Source organism: Flavobacterium gyeonganense (assembly GCF_029625295.1).
GTDB classification, from domain to species: Bacteria; Bacteroidota; Bacteroidia; order Flavobacteriales; family Flavobacteriaceae; genus Flavobacterium; species Flavobacterium gyeonganense.
Genome location: NZ_CP121112.1, coordinates 3434409 through 3451773 on the forward strand (window position 1 = coordinate 3434409; position 17365 = coordinate 3451773).

General features: G+C 34.4%; 13 protein-coding genes. 11 read left to right on the forward strand and 2 right to left on the reverse strand.

Annotated elements, in window-relative coordinates; all coding sequences use genetic code 11:
* Window positions 1–19: 19 nt before the first annotated feature.
* The 10 genes from P5P89_RS14835 (at window position 20) to P5P89_RS14880 (ending at window position 11583) form a co-directional block, all read left to right on the forward strand.
* The gene (locus P5P89_RS14835) at window positions 20–2551 is read left to right on the forward strand and encodes a T9SS type A sorting domain-containing protein (protein WP_278009037.1); all 2532 of its coding nucleotides are present in this window, start codon (window positions 20–22) and stop codon (window positions 2549–2551) included.
* 150 nt (window positions 2552–2701) lie between these two features.
* Entirely contained in the window at window positions 2702–3364 is a 663-nt protein-coding gene (locus P5P89_RS14840) for a thiamine diphosphokinase (RefSeq protein WP_278009038.1), read from the forward strand.
* A 90-nt stretch (window positions 3365–3454) separates the two neighbouring features.
* Window positions 3455–4129, forward strand: a complete 675-nt coding sequence (gene trmD / locus P5P89_RS14845) for a tRNA (guanosine(37)-N1)-methyltransferase TrmD (protein WP_278009039.1) — start codon at window positions 3455–3457, stop codon at window positions 4127–4129.
* 175 nt (window positions 4130–4304) lie between these two features.
* On the forward strand, window positions 4305–4655 hold the full coding sequence (rplS, locus tag P5P89_RS14850; protein ID WP_163396006.1) for a 50S ribosomal protein L19: 351 nt from the start codon (window positions 4305–4307) through the stop codon (window positions 4653–4655).
* A gap of 275 nt (window positions 4656–4930) precedes the next feature.
* The gene (locus P5P89_RS14855; RefSeq protein WP_278009040.1) at window positions 4931–7153 is read left to right on the forward strand and encodes an NADP-dependent isocitrate dehydrogenase; all 2223 of its coding nucleotides are present in this window, start codon (window positions 4931–4933) and stop codon (window positions 7151–7153) included.
* 288 nt (window positions 7154–7441) lie between these two features.
* Window positions 7442–8455 (forward strand): aldo/keto reductase, encoded by a 1014-nt coding sequence (locus tag P5P89_RS14860; RefSeq protein WP_278009041.1) that lies wholly within the window; start codon window positions 7442–7444, stop codon window positions 8453–8455.
* A gap of 16 nt (window positions 8456–8471) precedes the next feature.
* Window positions 8472–9368, forward strand: coding sequence for a helix-turn-helix domain-containing protein (locus P5P89_RS14865; RefSeq protein WP_278009042.1), 897 nt, complete (start codon window positions 8472–8474; stop codon window positions 9366–9368).
* 111 nt (window positions 9369–9479) lie between these two features.
* Window positions 9480–10046: a TetR/AcrR family transcriptional regulator gene (locus P5P89_RS14870; RefSeq protein WP_278009043.1), complete on the forward strand. Its 567-nt coding sequence runs from the start codon at window positions 9480–9482 to the stop codon at window positions 10044–10046.
* Window positions 10047–10079: 33 nt separating this feature from the next.
* Window positions 10080–10307, forward strand: coding sequence for a hypothetical protein (locus P5P89_RS14875; protein WP_278009044.1), 228 nt, complete (start codon window positions 10080–10082; stop codon window positions 10305–10307).
* Window positions 10308–10314: 7 nt separating this feature from the next.
* Window positions 10315–11583 carry an MFS transporter gene (locus P5P89_RS14880; protein WP_278009045.1) on the forward strand — a complete coding sequence of 423 codons (1269 nt, stop codon included), beginning with the start codon at window positions 10315–10317 and terminating at the stop codon, window positions 11581–11583.
* A 47-nt stretch (window positions 11584–11630) separates the two neighbouring features.
* Here the strand turns inward: P5P89_RS14880 and P5P89_RS14885 are convergent, their stop codons facing one another.
* Both P5P89_RS14885 and P5P89_RS14890 read right to left on the reverse strand, forming a co-directional pair.
* Entirely contained in the window at window positions 11631–13166 is a 1536-nt protein-coding gene (locus P5P89_RS14885) for a YifB family Mg chelatase-like AAA ATPase (protein WP_278009046.1), read from the reverse strand.
* 97 nt (window positions 13167–13263) lie between these two features.
* Window positions 13264–14229 carry a Gfo/Idh/MocA family protein gene (locus P5P89_RS14890; RefSeq protein ID WP_278009047.1) on the reverse strand — a complete coding sequence of 322 codons (966 nt, stop codon included), beginning with the start codon at window positions 14227–14229 and terminating at the stop codon, window positions 13264–13266.
* 137 nt (window positions 14230–14366) lie between these two features.
* On the opposite strand from P5P89_RS14890, the gene P5P89_RS14895 reads away from it, so the two are divergent.
* Window positions 14367–17363, forward strand: coding sequence for an amidohydrolase family protein (locus tag P5P89_RS14895; RefSeq protein ID WP_278009048.1), 2997 nt, complete (start codon window positions 14367–14369; stop codon window positions 17361–17363).
* Window positions 17364–17365: the final 2 nt, after the last annotated feature.

Here is a 17365-nt window from a genome sequence, read left to right on the forward strand (position 1 = left end):
TTGACACAAAAATAACTTTATGAAAAAACACTACTTATTTCTATTATTTTCTTTTATTTCAGTACTTAGTAATGCCCAGATATCCTCAGATATTGACCCCGATTTCGAATGCAAGGACTATATTCCCGTTTTCAATTTATTAAATAGCGAGTTTGGCTTGCAAAGTGATGGAAAGGTTGTAATAGTTGGAGATAAATATACATACAAGTTATATAATAATAAACAGGAAACCATTGGCAAAAACATTATAAGATTGAACAAAGATTTAAGTATTGATGATTCTTTTAAAACTGGTTCTGGATTTGATTCTACTGTGAATAATATTGTAATCCAACCTGATGGGAAAATAATCGTAGTTGGCCTTTTTAAATCTTACAATGGTACTAACGTAAATAAGATAGTTCGATTGAATCAGGATGGGACAATTGACAATACATTTAACTTTACCGATAGAGGACTTAATGTTTTTACCATTACACAAATAGACTTGGTAAGACTACAGCCAAATGGCAAGATATTAATTGCAGGTAAATTTGAGGGAAGCGTTCATGGAAATTTTTATGGACGAAACGCATTGCGTTTAAATTCGGATGGTTCTGTTGACAAAACATTTCAGTCTAGTTATCCTTACGAAATATTTAAAATTGAATTACAACCTGATGGAAAGATCTTAAGAGTATATAAAAATACTTATAATAATGAAAACAGTTATAAAATTGATCGCTTAAATTCTGATGGGACAGCAGATCAAAGCTTTACTGCTATAGAAGGTTTTGGAAGGATATGTTCTTCTAATACTGTTGGTTATACTGGTATGAATAATTGTAAATTAGTATTACAGTCTGACGGGAAAATATTATTTGGAGCTTGTTTTACTTCGTTTAAGTCTTTAGATACAAGAGGTTTTATGAGATTTAATAGCGATGGAACAAAAGATACTTCATTTGAATATGTTGTACCAGGATTTCCAATGGCAACTGTCAAAGATTTTATTCTTCTTCCTAATAATAAAATATTAACACATAACTTAACGCTTATCAATTCAGATGGTACAATTGATAATACAGCTTCAATAAAACTAGATGTTAATTCGGTATCAAATAAAATTTTCCTCTACCCTAATAATGAATTACTTGTTTCTTCACTAAATACCATAAACTTTCCGGGCGGACTTTCAACTTTTAATAAATTTATTAAAATAGATTTAACTACTTCTGAAGTTAATACACAACAACTAAATACTTTCTATGCCGGAAATGATATTTTAGAAAAGCCAAACGGTGATATTGTTGTTTTGGGATATAGTAATAATACATTCAATACAAAATATCATGACGGAATAAAATTGTTAAATAAAAAAGGAAATTTAATTTTTAACAATAACCTGAAAAGCAACTTATTTTCAACTACACAAAATGAACAAAATTATTTTAAAAAAGGAATTGTTCAGCCTGATGGTAAAATTATTGTTTTTAAAATCGGTACAGGTAATGACTCAGGTTTAATAAGGTATAATGATGACTTCACGATTGATAATTCTTTTGTTAAAACAGTTGTTGGAGATGTAAGGACATTATTACTACAGCCTGATGGAAAAATTTTAGTTATTTCTAATTCACAGCAAAAAATTATAAGATTAAATCCTGACGGTTCCAAAGACAATACCTTTGCTGATACATCAGGAATTGATAATGTTTGTTACACCGGAGCACTTCAGCCTGATGGTAAAATAATTTTAGGAGGAAATTTTAGTTTCTATAATCAAACAAAAACAAATCGTCTTGCCAGATTCAACGTTGACGGAACATTTGATACTACATTTCATGCTGATGAGGCTTTGCTAGGAGGCTTTGTATATTCTTTGGGTGTGCAATCTGATGGGAAAATTATAGTTGGAGGTAGTTTTGAATTAAATCAGGAAGGCAAACAATCTGTATTAAAACGTTTAAATACTGATGGTTCAATTGATAATTCATTTATTAACTATTTTGCTTCTAGTTTACCTATGTACACTAAAGGATTAGTGATTCAGCCAGATAATAAAATTATATTGTTTACTACTCTAAACAGAGGGGTTAATGAATATGCCAAAAATGACTTTCAAAGGCTAGAAAGCAATGGGAAAATAGATAATACATTTGATTCGGGAGAGGCTTTTAATGCAAATATCAATGCTATTAAATTCCAAAAAGACGGAAGCCTTTTAGTTACAGGAAATTTCACTAAATATAAAAGCACCTGGTCTAATGGTTCTGTTCGCTTACTAGCTTATAAAGGCACATTAAACACACCGGATTTTTCATATGGCACTAATAATGATAATTTTATCTTACACCCTAATCCGGTTAAAGATGTTTTAAACATTACATCAAATGAAAATGAATCTATAACATCGATACAGGTTTACAACTTTCTTGGGCAATCATTATTAGATTTAAAAAACAAAAAAACATTTTCAACGATTGATGTTTCAAGTTTAGATAATGGTGTTTACTTTGTTCGCATAAACTCAACGAAAGGAACGACAACACACAAATTTTTAAAAAATTAAATAAACAATATCTTTTTAAAAAGCCTTCAAAAAGTTAGACACTATTTGAGGGCTTTTTTTGTGATAGTCTTATGTTCAAAAACAGATTCTTTAAATCACAACATATACTCTGCAAAATATCTTTCGTACATTTGCACATATAAAAATCTCATGTCATCACATCATATAGTACGCGACGATCAGGAGCCGGCATTAATTATTGCAAACGGAGCCTCTTGCAGCTCTGAGTTATTAGGGCAGCTGCTTGAATGGTCGCCACTTGTTATTGTACTCGATTCTGCCATTGAACGTGTTGTAGATTTAGGTATAAAAGTAGATGTGCTTTTGGGAGATTTCGATCGTGGTTTTGATCCTGAAATCTATAAAACTTCACAATTTCCAATAGAAATTGTTCATACACCTGACCAAAACAAGACCGATTTAGAGAAAGCTTTTGATTACCTGATCGATAGAAAAATCCCAGCAGTAAATGTGGTCTGGGCCACCGGAAAACGTGCAGACCACACCATTACAAATCTTACCAATATCGTCCGCTACCGCGATTTACTTAAAATTGTTATTCTCGACGATCATTCCAAAATATTTCTACTGCCCAATAAATTCGAAAAATGGTACACTGAACAAACACCAATTTCCCTTATCCCGATTGGAGTTGTAAATGGTATTTTTTCGAACAATCTAAAATATGAATTACAGGAGGATACACTCACAATGGGTTACAGAACAGGCAGCAGCAATTCAGTTGCAAAAGACGGGATTGTTACGATTACCCACAAAAACGGTGATTTATTACTGATGGAATGTATGGATTAGGTATTGAATTTTGAAATTGACATTGTCGTTTGAATTTGACAAACCTATTTACTTTGTATCTTTGTCGCTCAGAACTATTGAATAAATAAAATGCGAATTGATATTATTACGATTTTGCCGGAATTATTAAAAAGCCCTTTTGAGGCTTCGATTATGAAACGTGCCATTGATAAAGGTCTGGTCGAAGTTCATTTTCATAATTTACGCGATTATACTACCAATAAACAAAAAAGTGTTGATGATTATCCTTTTGGAGGAGGAGCAGGAATGGTAATGACCGTTCAGCCTATTGATGACTGCATTACACACTTGAAAAGCCAGCGCGAATACGACGAAATCATTTATATGTCTCCGGATGGAGAAACACTGAATCAGAAAATGGCTAATACCATGTCGATGTATGAGAATATTATTATTTTATGCGGACATTATAAAGGTGTAGACCAGCGTGTTCGCGATCATTTTATTACCAAAGAGATTTCAATTGGTGATTATGTTTTATCTGGGGGTGAATTAGGTGCTTTAGTGTTATCAGATGCATTAATCAGATTGATACCTGGGGTTTTAAGTGACGAAACTTCGGCATTGACTGATAGTTTTCAGGATAATCTGCTTTCTGGTCCTATATACACAAGGCCTGCAGATTATAAAGGCTGGAAAGTGCCGGAAGTTTTAACCAGCGGTCATGCTGCCAAAATTGATAAATGGCGCGAAGACATGGCATATGAACATACAAAAAACAGACGTCCGGATTTGCTGGAATAAATTCGGAATTTTTAAAATTCCAAATCCCAATTAATCAGTTAGTTGAAAAATGGAATTTGGAGTTTGTTTTGTTTGGAATTTTATTTTTTTTATCTACATTTGCACCCGAATTAGACCAACCTCTGGCGAAATCCGTGTATGTTGCTTTATTATAAAAACCATAATTTAAATTATCATGGCAGATTTATTAAAATTCGTTCAAAACGAATTCGTTGCTAAAAAAGATTTCCCTGACTTCGGAGCTGGAGATACTATCACAGTTTTCTACGAAATTAAAGAGGGTGAAAAAACAAGAACTCAGTTTTTTAAAGGAGTTGTTATTCAAAGAAGAGGTTCTGGTAACACAGAAACTTTTACTATTCGTAAAATGTCTGGATCAGTTGGTGTTGAGCGTATCTTCCCTGTAAACCTGCCAGCTTTACAAAAAATTGAAATCAACAAGAAAGGTGCTGTACGTAGAGCAAGAATTTTCTACTTCAGAGATCTTACTGGTAAAAAAGCTAAGATTAAAGATAAAAGAAGATAATCATTTATCTCTTTGTTATAAAAAACTCGTTTCAGGCAATCTGAAACGAGTTTTTTTTTAGGGCTATTTTTTGAAATACCAAAAACATAATTTTTTATTGTAAAAATCATTGATTTAATAATTTAAAGTCTGCGAAATAGTAATCTGTTAATTTCAGGATTTCTGCTCAAAACTACACCGTTTTCGCAGTGTTTTTACTATATTTGCTCCGCTCATTTTGAGCCAACTATACTTTGAAATTGCTGATTTCGGCAATACCAATCATAAAAAAAAAAATGACACAGAATTCAAAAATTTTTTACACCTTAACTGATGAGGCGCCATTATTAGCGACTTATTCTTTATTGCCTATTGTTCAGGCTTTTACTTCTACAGCCGGTATAGCAATTGAAACCAGGGACATTTCTTTGGCAGGAAGAATTTTATCTAATTTTCCTGAATCATTGACCGATGCTCAAAAAACAGGAGATGCATTGGCAGAATTGGGTCAGTTAGCAACTCAACCAGAAGCTAACATTATCAAATTGCCAAACATTTCAGCATCTGTACCACAATTAAAAGCTGCTATTGCTGAATTACAATCTCACGGATACAACGTACCAAATTATCCTGAAGATCCTCAAAATGATACTGAAAAAGAAATTAAAGCTAAATATGCAAAAGTATTAGGTTCTGCTGTTAACCCGGTTTTACGTGAAGGAAACTCTGACCGTAGAGCGCCAAGAGCGGTTAAAAACTTTGCAAAAGCAAACCCACACTCTATGGGTGCCTGGTCTGCTGACTCAAAAACTAAGGTTGCTTCTATGTCAGGCGGTGATTTCTACGGAAGTGAAAAATCTGTTACTGTTACTGAAGCTAATGATGTAAAAATTGAATTCGTAGCTAAAGACGGTACCGCTACTGTCCTTAAAGCAAGTACTCCACTAAAAGCGGGCGAAATTATCGACAGTTCTGTTTTAAGTGTAAGTAAATTAAAAGCTTTTGCTGCTGAAGCTATTGCTGAAGCTAAAAAAGAAGGTGTTTTGCTTTCTGTACACTTAAAAGCTACAATGATGAAAGTTTCAGATCCAATTATCTTTGGCGCTATCGTTGAAGTTTATTTTGCTGATCTTTTTAAAAAATACGCTTCTTTATTTGCTGAATTAAACGTTGACACAAGAAACGGTTTAGGTGACATCTACGCTAAAATTGCAGGAAGACCTGAACAGGCTGAGGTTGAGGCTGCAATTAATCAGGCAATTGAAAACGGACCAGCTTTGGCAATGGTTAATTCTGATAAAGGAATTACAAACTTACACGTTCCGTCAGACGTAATTGTTGATGCTTCTATGCCAGCAATGATCCGTACTTCTGGACAAATGTGGAATAAAGAAGGAAAATCACAAGATACAATCGCTGTTATTCCGGATCGTTGTTATGCAGGAGTTTATACAGCTACAATTGATTTCTGTAAAAAACACGGGGCTTTTGATCCAAAAACAATGGGAAGTGTTCCTAACGTAGGTTTAATGGCTCAAAAAGCGGAAGAATATGGTTCTCACGACAAAACTTTTCAAATTGCTGCAGATGGAGTTGTTCGTGTTGTTGATAAAAATGGAAATGTTTTAATGGAACAAAACGTTGAAACAAACGATATTTTTAGAATGTGTCAGGCGAAAGATGCGCCGATTCAGGACTGGGTTAAACTAGCGGTAAACAGAGCTCGTTTATCTGATACTCCTGCTGTTTTCTGGTTAGACGAAAACAGAGCACACGACAGAGAATTGATCATAAAAGTTCAAAAATACCTTAAAGATTACGATACTACAAATTTAGATATCCGTATTTTAAACCCTGTTGCTGCTACTGAATTTACTTTAGAAAGAATCATCAAAGGTTTAGATACAATTTCTGTAACAGGAAATGTTCTTCGTGATTACTTAACAGATTTATTCCCAATTTTAGAATTAGGAACTTCTGCAAAAATGTTATCTATTGTTCCTTTAATGAACGGCGGTGGATTGTTCGAAACTGGTGCCGGAGGTTCTGCTCCAAAACACGTTGAGCAATTTACAGAAGAAGGATACTTACGTTGGGATTCATTAGGGGAATTTTTAGCGCTTGGTGCTTCATTAGAGCATTTAGGACAAACTTTAAACAATTCTAAAGCTATCGTTTTATCTGAAACTTTAGATCAGGCTAATGATAAATTCCTGGCAAATGATAAGTCTCCTGCTCGTAAAGTAGGTCAGATTGACAACCGTGGTTCTCACTTTTACCTTGCTTTCTACTGGGCTCAGGCATTAGCGGCTCAAGATAAAGATGCTGAATTAAAAGCAATCTTTACTCCAATTGCGGCTGAATTTGAAGCTAATGAAACTAAAATTGATGCTGAATTAATTGGTGCTCAAGGCAAGGCTCAGAATATTGGGGGGTATTATCAGCCAACACCTGAATTAGTTAGTAAAGCGATGCGCCCTAGCGAAACTTTCAATGCTATTATTGCTAAAATTGCATAATTAAAGCAATCTTATTTATATATTAGAAAAAGACAATCAGAAATGGTTGTCTTTTTTTTGTCTTAATTAAAAACAAAAATGAATTAGCTACAGCTAATGATTTCTAGTTAAGGTTCTTTTCATTTAGTAAATTATTCAAAAGCAAAACTGAAATATCTCCTATCGAATTTAGGCAATCGTTTAATTAAATTACAGATTACCTATCCGTAATTTGCATACAATATTCATTATTTTACATACATGAGATTCCTGATTTCTCTTCAACTTTGTACTATTAAAATCAATATTATGAATAAGAATTTGAATCAGGTAAAATTAGGAAGTCAGGGTTTAATCATCCCGAATGTAGGTTTAGGTTGCATGGGAATGACAGGTTTTGGAGATGCAGATATGTATGGTAAAACCGATGAGAAAGAAGCCATCGCAACTATTCATCGCTCTTTGGAATTGGGTGGAAATTTCCTCGATACGGCCGATTTGTATGGTCCTTTTAAAAATGAGCAACTCATTGCAAAAGCCATCGAAGGAAATCGTGACCAATATACTATCGCTACAAAATTCGGTTGGGAAATTGATGATAAGGAGCAGGTAACGTGGAAAATAAATGGAAAGAAAGATTATGTAAAAAAATCAGTAGAACGTTCCCTTAAAAATCTAAAAACGGATTACATTGATCTTTATTTTATGCATCGTCTCGATAAAAACACACCTATTGAAGAAACTGTTGAAGCGATGTCCGACCTGGTAAAAGAGGGGAAAATTCGTTACATCGGATTATCCGAAGTCTCGTCGGAAACAGTAAAAAGAGCTCACGCTGTTCATCCTATAACAGCTGTTCAGAGTGAATATTCTTTGTTTGAAAGAACGGTTGAGGAAAAAGGTGTTATCAAAACTTTGAATGAGCTGGGAATTGGTTTTGTCGCTTATTCACCTTTAGGAAGAGGGTTTTTGTCCGGGCAAATCCGCACAATCGATGATTTGCCCGAAAATGATTTTCGAAGAGGAATTCCGCGTTTCCAGGAAAAGTACTTCTATAAAAACATTGAACTCGTAGAAGCGGTAGAAAAATTAGCTAGAGAAAAAAACATCACCTCTTCTCAATTAGCTTTGGCGTGGATTATCAGCAAAGGAATAGTGCCAATTCCAGGAACGAAACGCAGAAAATATGTTGAACAAAATATAGAAGCAAGTAAAATCGTATTGAGCGAATCTGGATTACAAAAACTGGAAAACATCGTACCTTTAGGAACTGATACCGGTGCGCCTTATGATGAATTCAGTATGGGACTTTTAGATTATTAATTTTAAATTTACAGTGATGAATACAATTGCCTCCATTTCACAATTTCATCGATTACTGTCGCTTCCTGAGCCGAAACATCCTTTGGTGAGTGTTATTAATTTGTCTGAAAGTATTTTTCTTGAAGATGAGATTTGGAAAGGCTTTGTAAACAGGTTTTACTGTGTAGCACTGAAAAGAAACGCAAAAGTAAAAATAAGGTACGGACAAAAGCATTATGACTACGATAAAGGTGTTTTGAGTTTTACAGCACCAAATCAGGTTCAGTATCTTGACCTGCAAAATATGCAATGTGATTCCGCTGGCTATTTATTGATTTTTCATGAAGAATTTTTACTGAAACACTCTTTGGTAAATACTATTTCTTCATACGGATTTTTCTCATATGCCGTGAATGAAGCTTTGCATTTATCCGAAGATGAAGAAAATAATCTCCTTGAAATACTTCAAAAAATAGATAAAGAATGTCAGCATATCGACCAGCATACTCAGGAAATTATTTTGTCTCAGATTGAATTGTTGTTAAACTATTCCAAACGTTTTTACGAAAGACAATTCATTACCCGAAAAAGTGGAAGTCATCAGCTTCTGACCAAATTTGAAACGTATCTGAATGATTATTTTGAAAATTCATCATCTGTAAAAGGACTTTTAACCGTTCACCAAATTGCTGAAGCGATGAATATCTCTCCTAATTATCTGAGTGACCTTTTGAGAATCCAAACCGGACAAAACACACAGCAACATATACATGAAAAGCTCATCAGCAAAGCGAAAGAGAAACTTTCGATAACTGAACTTTCGATAAGCGAAATTGCTTATCAACTTGGATTTGAACATTCGCAATCATTCAGTACTTTATTCAAGAAGAAAACAAAATTGTCTCCGTTAGAATTTAGACAGTCGTTTAATTAAACATTTATCTCTTTTCATTTTTAAAATAATCCATTTTAAATGGATTATTTTTTATAAATAAGCGAACATTCATTTATATTTAATATATTTGTTTTAAATAAAATTATAATAATGCGGACAAGAGATGTTAATAAGGAAGAAATAGTCAAACAGAAGGCTATTGAGATGCTTGTCAAATATGGTGTTGAAGGTTTTGGAATGAATAGACTGGCAAAAGAAAGCGGTGTTTCTGTAGCAACACTTTATATTTACTATTCTGACAAAGAAGATTTGATCAAAAAAATAGGGTCGGAAATTGGGCAGACTTTTTTCTGTGAAATGGTAAAAGATTTTTCCCCTACTATGTCTTTTAGGGAAGGTTTAAGAAAGCAGTGGGAAAACAGGGCAAGATTTGCATTAAAAAATCCGTTGAAAGTTGCTTGTTGGGAAGCCTTAAGCCATTCCAGTTATAGGGATGATATTTTAGAAGAAAGCCTTGCAAATTTTAAAAAAACGATGTGGAGTTTTATTGAAAATGCTTTAGAAAAAAAGAACTTTTGCCGATTTCCATTGAGGTGTTCTGGAGTGTTGCTTACGGACCTTTATATGCCTTACTTCGATTTGAAAATGAAGGTAAAAGTTTTGGAGATACGCCTTTTAAACTCACTCAGGAAAAAATGGATGAGGCATTTGAATTAGTATTAAAAGCACTGACACCATAAATTAAATACTATGGAAGATATTCTAAACAACATATTGGTATTCGCAACCAATATAAAAACAGAAAACGACAGGCAAAAAATAAGTTTTGCGTTAGATGAAAATTCAGAGATTCAGGAGTGGAATATTGATCTGGAAGATATTGATTGTGTTTTGCGTGTTGTGAGCGAAACATTATCAGAGCGGCAAATTGTCAATATTCTAAACAACCACAATTTCAATTGCATACCATTAGAATAAATTAGAAATGAAGGAAGAAAATCAGGTAATACCTTTTACGGCTTATCAGAAATTTGCAGTTTTTATACTGGCAATTACTCAGTTTACAGTAATTCTGGATTTCATGGTAATGTCGCCATTAGGAGATATACTTATGAAATCTCTTGATTTAAAAACGACACGTTTCGGTTTAGTGGTTTCAGCATACGCTTTCAGTGCAGGAATTTCGGGGCTTTTAACGGCAGGTTTTGCAGATAAATTCGATCGAAAAAAATTATTATTATTCTTTTATCTTGGCTTTATTGGCGGGACAATTTTATGCGGTTTAGTTAATTCTTATCCTTTATTAGTAGCAGCCAGAATTGTTACAGGTTTGTTTGGAGGTGTAATAGGCTCAATTTCTATGGCTATCGTAGCAGATTTATTTGCTTTACAGCAGCGTGGTCGTGTCATGGGATTTCTTCAAATGGGATTTGGAGCAAGTCAGATTCTGGGCATACCTATAGGATTGTATCTTGCCAATGCATGGGGCTGGCACGCTCCTTTTTTATGGGTAGCCGGAATGGCAGTAATAATAGCAGTATTGATTGCTGTTAAGTTAAAACCAATTGATGAGCATCTTAATCTTAAGCAGGATAAATCTGCTTTTATGCATTTAATACACACAATCCGTAGTAAAGAATATAGAATTGGATTTGCAGCTACAGCCCTGCTTTCGATAGGTGGGTTTATGATGATGCCTTTTGGAAGTGCTTTTGCCATAAACAATTTAAAAATCACTCAGGACGAATTGCCTATTGTATTTATGGTTGCAGGTTTGTCTACTTTGGTTATAATGCCGATAATAGGAAAATTGAGTGATAAAATAGATAAATTCAGGATATTTGTTTACGCTTCTGTTTGGACAATCGTAATTGTTGGGTTATATACCAATCTTGGTGAAACCCCACTTTGGCTGGTTATAATTTTTAATGTACTTATGATGATGGGCGTAATGAGCCGTATGGTCCCATCGACAGCTTTAGTTACTTCTATTCCAGGCATGCAGGACAGAGGTGCTTTTATGAGTATCAACTCCTCTTTGCAGCAAATTGCGGGGGGAATAGCTGCCGCTTTTGCCGGAACTATTGTAGTGCAAAGGGATAAGTTTAGTCTGCTTGAACATTATGATACTTTAGGATACATAATTATTGCAATCTCATTTGTCACGATATTTCTTTTGTACCGTGTTAGTAAGCTTGTAAAAAAGAATGCTAAAGAAAGTATACAAAATATTCCGGTAATTCAGGAAATGTAGATTCAAAAATGATTATATGCAAGACAGCTTTTTAAAGCTGTCTTTTTTTATCCCAACCACCCATCACGATCGAGACTTCGATACTGAATTGCTTCAGCAATATGCGATGAAGCTATTTGAGGAGCAGCATCTAAATCGGCAATGGTTCTTGCAACTTTCAAAATGCGGTCGTAAGCCCTTGCTGAAAGATTCAGCCGCTCCATGGCGGTTTTCAATAATTCTTTTGATTGCTCGTCAAGGACGCAATACTCCCTAATTAATTTACTGCTCATTTGTGCATTATAATGAATATTTGCCAATTCTTCAAAGCGGACAGACTGTACTTCACGTGCAGAAGTCACTCTTTGTCTAATGGAAGCACTGCTCTCTGCTTTATTATCATCTGATAATTTCTCGAAAGGTACTGGTGTTACTTCTATATGAATATCGATCCGGTCTAATAAAGGTCCGGAAATTTTACTCATGTAACGCTGCATTTCATGTGGGGAAGAAGTATTGGGTATTGATGGATCGTTAAAAAAACCACTTGGACTTGGATTCATACTTGCCACGAGCATAAAAGAAGAGGGATAGGTTACTGTAAATTTTGCTCTTGAAATCGTAACTTCCCTGTCTTCTAAAGGCTGACGCATTACCTCCAATACATCTCTTTTAAATTCCGGCAATTCATCCAGAAATAAGACTCCGTTATGCGCCATTGAGATTTCTCCCGGCTGAGGATAACTTCCCCCGCCAACCAGTGCTACATTCGAAATAGTATGATGCGGACTGCGAAATGGTCTTTGGTTCATTAATCCAACTTCTTTTAATTTACCAGCAACGCTATGAATTTTTGTCGTTTCTAACGCTTCCCTCAAAGTCATTGGAGGTAAAATACTTGGCAGACGTTTCGCCAACATCGTTTTTCCTGCTCCCGGAGGTCCAATCAGAATGATATTATGTCCTCCGGCAGCTGCAATTTCCATACAGCGTTTAATACTTTCCTGGCCTCTAACATCTGAAAAATCAAACTCAGGAAAATCTAAGGTTTTGTAGAATTCTGCGCGGGTATCAATAATTGTAGGTTCTAAAGTTCCTTTTCCTTCAAAGAAATCAATAACTTCCTGAACATTTTCTACTCCGTAAACATCAAGCCCTGCGACAATAGCAGCTTCTTTTACATTTTGCTTTGGAAGAAAAAAACCTTTATAACCTTCTTCTTTTGCTTTAATGGCTATAGACAATGCGCCATTTATAGATTGTAAACTTCCATCCAGTGAAAGCTCGCCCATGATGATATAGCGATCAATTTCTGCAGCCTTTATCTGGTCTGAAGCTACTAAAATTCCAATAGCTAAAGTTAAATCATAAGCAGAACCTTCTTTGCGCAAATCGGCAGGTGCCATATTTATGGTAATCTTTTTGCCTGGCATAGTATAGCCATTATTTTTAAGAGCTGCAGCTATGCGATAACTGCTTTCTTTTATTGCATTGTCAGGCAAGCCTACCAAATGATAACCAATTCCTTTGTCCATATTGACTTCTACCGTTATAGTAGTAGCTTCAACTCCAAAAACTGCGCTTCCAAAAACTTTAATGAGCATACTTGTTTATTTTTTGTAAATATTTTTTTATTTTTAAGCAAAATAAGTAAATATTTTAATAAACAAAGTATTACAATATGTGTTTTTTTCTTTAAATTTAATAAAATTCTAAACCAATCTGATTTTTTACTTCTTCGACAATTTTGCTTAGATCCAAACAATTTTGATGCGACCAGAGCTTACTTTCAATTTGATTATTCTTAATACAGGTATGGCATTCTATAGCTTCATGCGCAAAACCTTTTCCGATATTAAGTACACTAAATTTTTCTTCCTGCTCGTCTTTAATAATAGAATACCCTTCTGTCATGAACCATGGTGAATTAATGTCAATTCTTCCCTGAGTGCCGCTTATTGTGGCTTTCATGTCAGAAGCAGAAACCAAACCTGCGTGTAAAACAGACTGAGCCGACTCATATTGTAAAATCATAGTAGTCTGCAAATCGACTCCTGTTGTATGAAAAATTGATTTTGCTATAATTTCTTCCGGAATTCCGAGTATGATATAAGACAGAAATAGGGGATACACGCCGATGTCATAAAGTGCACCGCCACCTAATTTTTTGTCTGTCAGCCTAGTTCCTAATTCTTTATTATAATAAGCAAAATCAGCTTTAAGGTATTTAACTGATCCTATTTCGCCATTTTTTACTTTTGACAAAAGTTCCTGAATGGATGGAATAAATCGCGTCCAAAAAGCTTCCATGAAAAATTTATTGTACTTTTTTGAGGCATCAGTCATTTGTACCGCATCTTGGTAGGATAAAGACAAAGGCTTTTCGCATAATACATGTTTGCCGTTTTCCATTGCGCGGATTGATAATTCGGCATGTGAATCGTGAGGTGTTGCTATATAAACAATATCAACGTTGTCGTCTAAAAACAGGTCATTATATGATCCATAAAATGTATCGCAATCATGCTTTTTGGCAAATTCGCCGGCCTTACCGATGTCTCTTGAAGCTACGGCAACTAGTTCAGCTTCATTTATTAATTGTAAATCAGCAGCAAATTGGCCTGCAATGTTTCCTAGTCCAATTATTCCCCATTTTATTTTATTCATTTTTATCTATCTAAACAGGCCATATTACTAGAACCTAAGAGTTATTGGATTAAAGATAAGATTTATATTAAGTAGGAAAAATAAAAGTTGTAGGATTATATATATTTTATATTTTTATAACAAATATATACTTGTAAATGAAAAAAATATTCTTACTGCTCTTTCTGGTTTTTTTTGTAACAAAAACATGGGCTCAGGAATACTTTCCTGTTAATGAAAGTATTCAAAACAAAAACAACAATTATACAGTTTTTACGAATGCCGTGATATATATCACACCTAACCAGAAAATCGAAAATGGAACCTTAATTGTTCAAAATGGCAAAGTAGTCAATGTTGGAAATAATATAAAGATTCCAAAAAATGCGATTGTGATTAGTCTTGAAGGCAAAATAATTTACCCTTCGTTTATTGATATTTATACCAGTTTTGGAATTGAAAAACCAAAGCGAAATTTAACTCCTGGCAGAGAAGATAATATTTATGATACCAAAAAAACAGGGTACTACTGGAATGAAAGTATATTGTCTCATCTAAATGGATATGAGACATTCAAATATGATCAGCCAAAAGCCGAGGAATTTTTAAAAGCAGGATTTGGTGTTGTAGGGACGCATATTCATGACGGGGTTGCACAGGGAACAGGGCTTTTAGTTGCTTTGAATAATACTGATGGTAAGAGTCAAATTATTTCGAACAAAATAACCAATCATTTTTCGTTTAGCAGAAGTGCTTTAACAAATCAGGCTTATCCTAGTTCTTTAATGGGATCGATGGCGCTTCTTCGCCAGATGTATTTTGATTTGGATTGGTACAAAAAAGGAAATTCAGATACGAAAGATTTATCATTGGAAGCTCTGGCTGCAAATGAAAAACTGATACAGATTTTTAATTCAGAGGACAAATTAAATAGTTTAAGAGCTTCTAAAATTGCAAAGGAATTTAGTTTAAACTATATTTTAAAGGGAAGCGGGAATGAATTTGAAAGAATTGAAGAGATTAAAAACACCAATTCAAGATTCATTATTCCAATTTATTTTCCTGAAGCTTATGATGTTTCAAATCCATATTTATCCAATCAGATAGAACTTGCCGATATGCGTTTCTGGAATCAGGCACCTGCCAATCCGAAAGTACTTTCAGATAACGGAATCATTTTCGCTCTTACAACAGATAAATTGAAAAAAATGGAAGATTTTAGAATTAACCTTCTAAAATCAATCAAATATGGTTTTGATAGAACAAAAGCGCTGGAAGCACTAACTACAATTCCGGCAGCAATTTTAGGAAAGAGTAACGAAATTGGAAGTTTGAAAACAGGAAGTTTTGCCAATTTTGTAATTACTTCTGGCGAAATATTTGATGAAAAAACAATTTTATACGAGAATTGGGTTCAGGGAAACAAATATGTTATAAATGATATCAATGCAAAAGATATTCGTGGCAATTATAACCTTACTATTGGAAATGAAACTTTAAAGTGGAAAATTGACGGAACCGTCGAAGCGCCAAAATCTGAAATAACGACAGCGGATAATAAAAAACTAAAGAACACTTTTTCTGTTTCAAAAAACTGGATTTCACTTTTGATTAAATCCAATGATACTATAAAATCTAATTTTACCCGTTTAACAGGATTAGTAGAAAATACTAATACTCTTTCAGGAAAAGGTGAATTGTACAATGGTACTCAGGTAAACTGGACAGCTGTAAAAACTTCTCCGTTTGTAGCAGTAAAAGATACTGTGAAACCTGAAAAGCCAAACCCAATTATGCCAACGACTTTTCCGAATATTGCTTTTGGGAATTCCCAAAAGTTAATCCCACAAACTTTACTTTTTAAAAATGCAACAGTCTGGACAAATGAAAAAGACGGAATTTTAACCCAAACCGATGTGTTGATAAAAAACGGAAAAATTGTTTCCATAGGTAAAAATCTTTCAGATGCTTCAGCAACAATTATTGATGCAAAAGGCAAACACCTTACCAGCGGGATTATTGATGAACATTCACATATCGCCATTTCAAAAGGAGTTAACGAAAGTGGTCATAATTCGACTGCGGAAGTTACTATAGAGGACGTCGTAAATTCTGAGGACATTAATATTTACAGGGATTTAGCGGGAGGTGTTACTATTTCGCAATTATTACATGGTTCTGCCAATCCAATCGGAGGGCGCTCTGCTATTGTAAAATGGAAATGGGGATTATCACCAGATGAAATGCTGTATAAAAATCAGCCTAAATTCATCAAATTTGCTTTAGGTGAAAATGTAAAACAGTCCAATTGGGGAATCGTTAATCCAACCCGTTATCCTCAGACCAGAATGGGAGTTGAACAGGTTTTTACAGACTATTTTCAACGTGCCAAAGAATATGACGAAAGCTGGAAAAAATTCAATGCTAATCCTAAAAAAGAAAAAGTACCAAGAGTAGACCTTGAACTACAGACACTGGCCGAAATTCTGAACAAAAAACGCTTCATTACCTGTCATTCTTATGTAGAATCGGAGATATTGATGCTGATGAATGTTGCAGATAAATTCAATTTTAATGTAAACACTTTTACACACATTCTGGAAGGATATAAAGTTGCTGACAAGATGAAAGAGCATGGCGTTGGAGCCTCAACCTTTTCAGACTGGTGGGCTTATAAATTTGAAGTAAATGATGCTATCCCTTTCAACGGGCCTATTATGCATAACGAAGGTTTGGTTGTAGCTTACAATTCAGATGATGCAGAAATGTCCCGAAGATTAAATCAGGAAGCAGCAAAAGCTGTGAAATACGGCAACATTTCAGAAGAAGAAGCATGGAAATTTGTAACCTTGAATCCAGCCAAATTATTACATATTGATGACAAAGTTGGAAGTATTAAAATTGGTAAAGATGCAGATGTAGTGCTTTGGAGCGACAATCCTTTATCTGTTTATGCCAAAGCGGAAAAAACGATTATAGATGGTGTTGTTTATTTTGACATAGAAAAAGAACTTGAAAAACAGGAAGCCATTACAAAGGAAAGAAATCTGTTAATCGGTCAGATGCTTCAGGAAAAAAACAAGGGAATGAGCACGCAGGAACCAACAAAAAAAGAGAAAAAAGAATATCACTGCGACACCTTAGAACAATACTAAGG

Coding starts and splice junctions, on each gene's coding strand:
- P5P89_RS14870 (WP_278009043.1), top strand. CDS start 9,480: ATGCGGACAAGAGATGTTAATAAGGAAGAAATAGTCAAACAGAAGGCT.
- P5P89_RS14835 (WP_278009037.1), top strand. CDS start 20: ATGAAAAAACACTACTTATTTCTATTATTTTCTTTTATTTCAGTACTT.
- P5P89_RS14840 (WP_278009038.1), top strand. CDS start 2,702: ATGTCATCACATCATATAGTACGCGACGATCAGGAGCCGGCATTAATT.
- trmD (WP_278009039.1), top strand. CDS start 3,455: ATGCGAATTGATATTATTACGATTTTGCCGGAATTATTAAAAAGCCCT.
- P5P89_RS14865 (WP_278009042.1), top strand. CDS start 8,472: ATGAATACAATTGCCTCCATTTCACAATTTCATCGATTACTGTCGCTT.
- P5P89_RS14855 (WP_278009040.1), top strand. CDS start 4,931: ATGACACAGAATTCAAAAATTTTTTACACCTTAACTGATGAGGCGCCA.
- P5P89_RS14860 (WP_278009041.1), top strand. CDS start 7,442: ATGAATAAGAATTTGAATCAGGTAAAATTAGGAAGTCAGGGTTTAATC.
- rplS (WP_163396006.1), top strand. CDS start 4,305: ATGGCAGATTTATTAAAATTCGTTCAAAACGAATTCGTTGCTAAAAAA.
- P5P89_RS14895 (WP_278009048.1), top strand. CDS start 14,367: ATGAAAAAAATATTCTTACTGCTCTTTCTGGTTTTTTTTGTAACAAAA.
- P5P89_RS14885 (WP_278009046.1), bottom strand. CDS start 13,166: ATGCTCATTAAAGTTTTTGGAAGCGCAGTTTTTGGAGTTGAAGCTACT.
- P5P89_RS14875 (WP_278009044.1), top strand. CDS start 10,080: ATGGAAGATATTCTAAACAACATATTGGTATTCGCAACCAATATAAAA.
- P5P89_RS14880 (WP_278009045.1), top strand. CDS start 10,315: ATGAAGGAAGAAAATCAGGTAATACCTTTTACGGCTTATCAGAAATTT.
- P5P89_RS14890 (WP_278009047.1), bottom strand. CDS start 14,229: ATGAATAAAATAAAATGGGGAATAATTGGACTAGGAAACATTGCAGGC.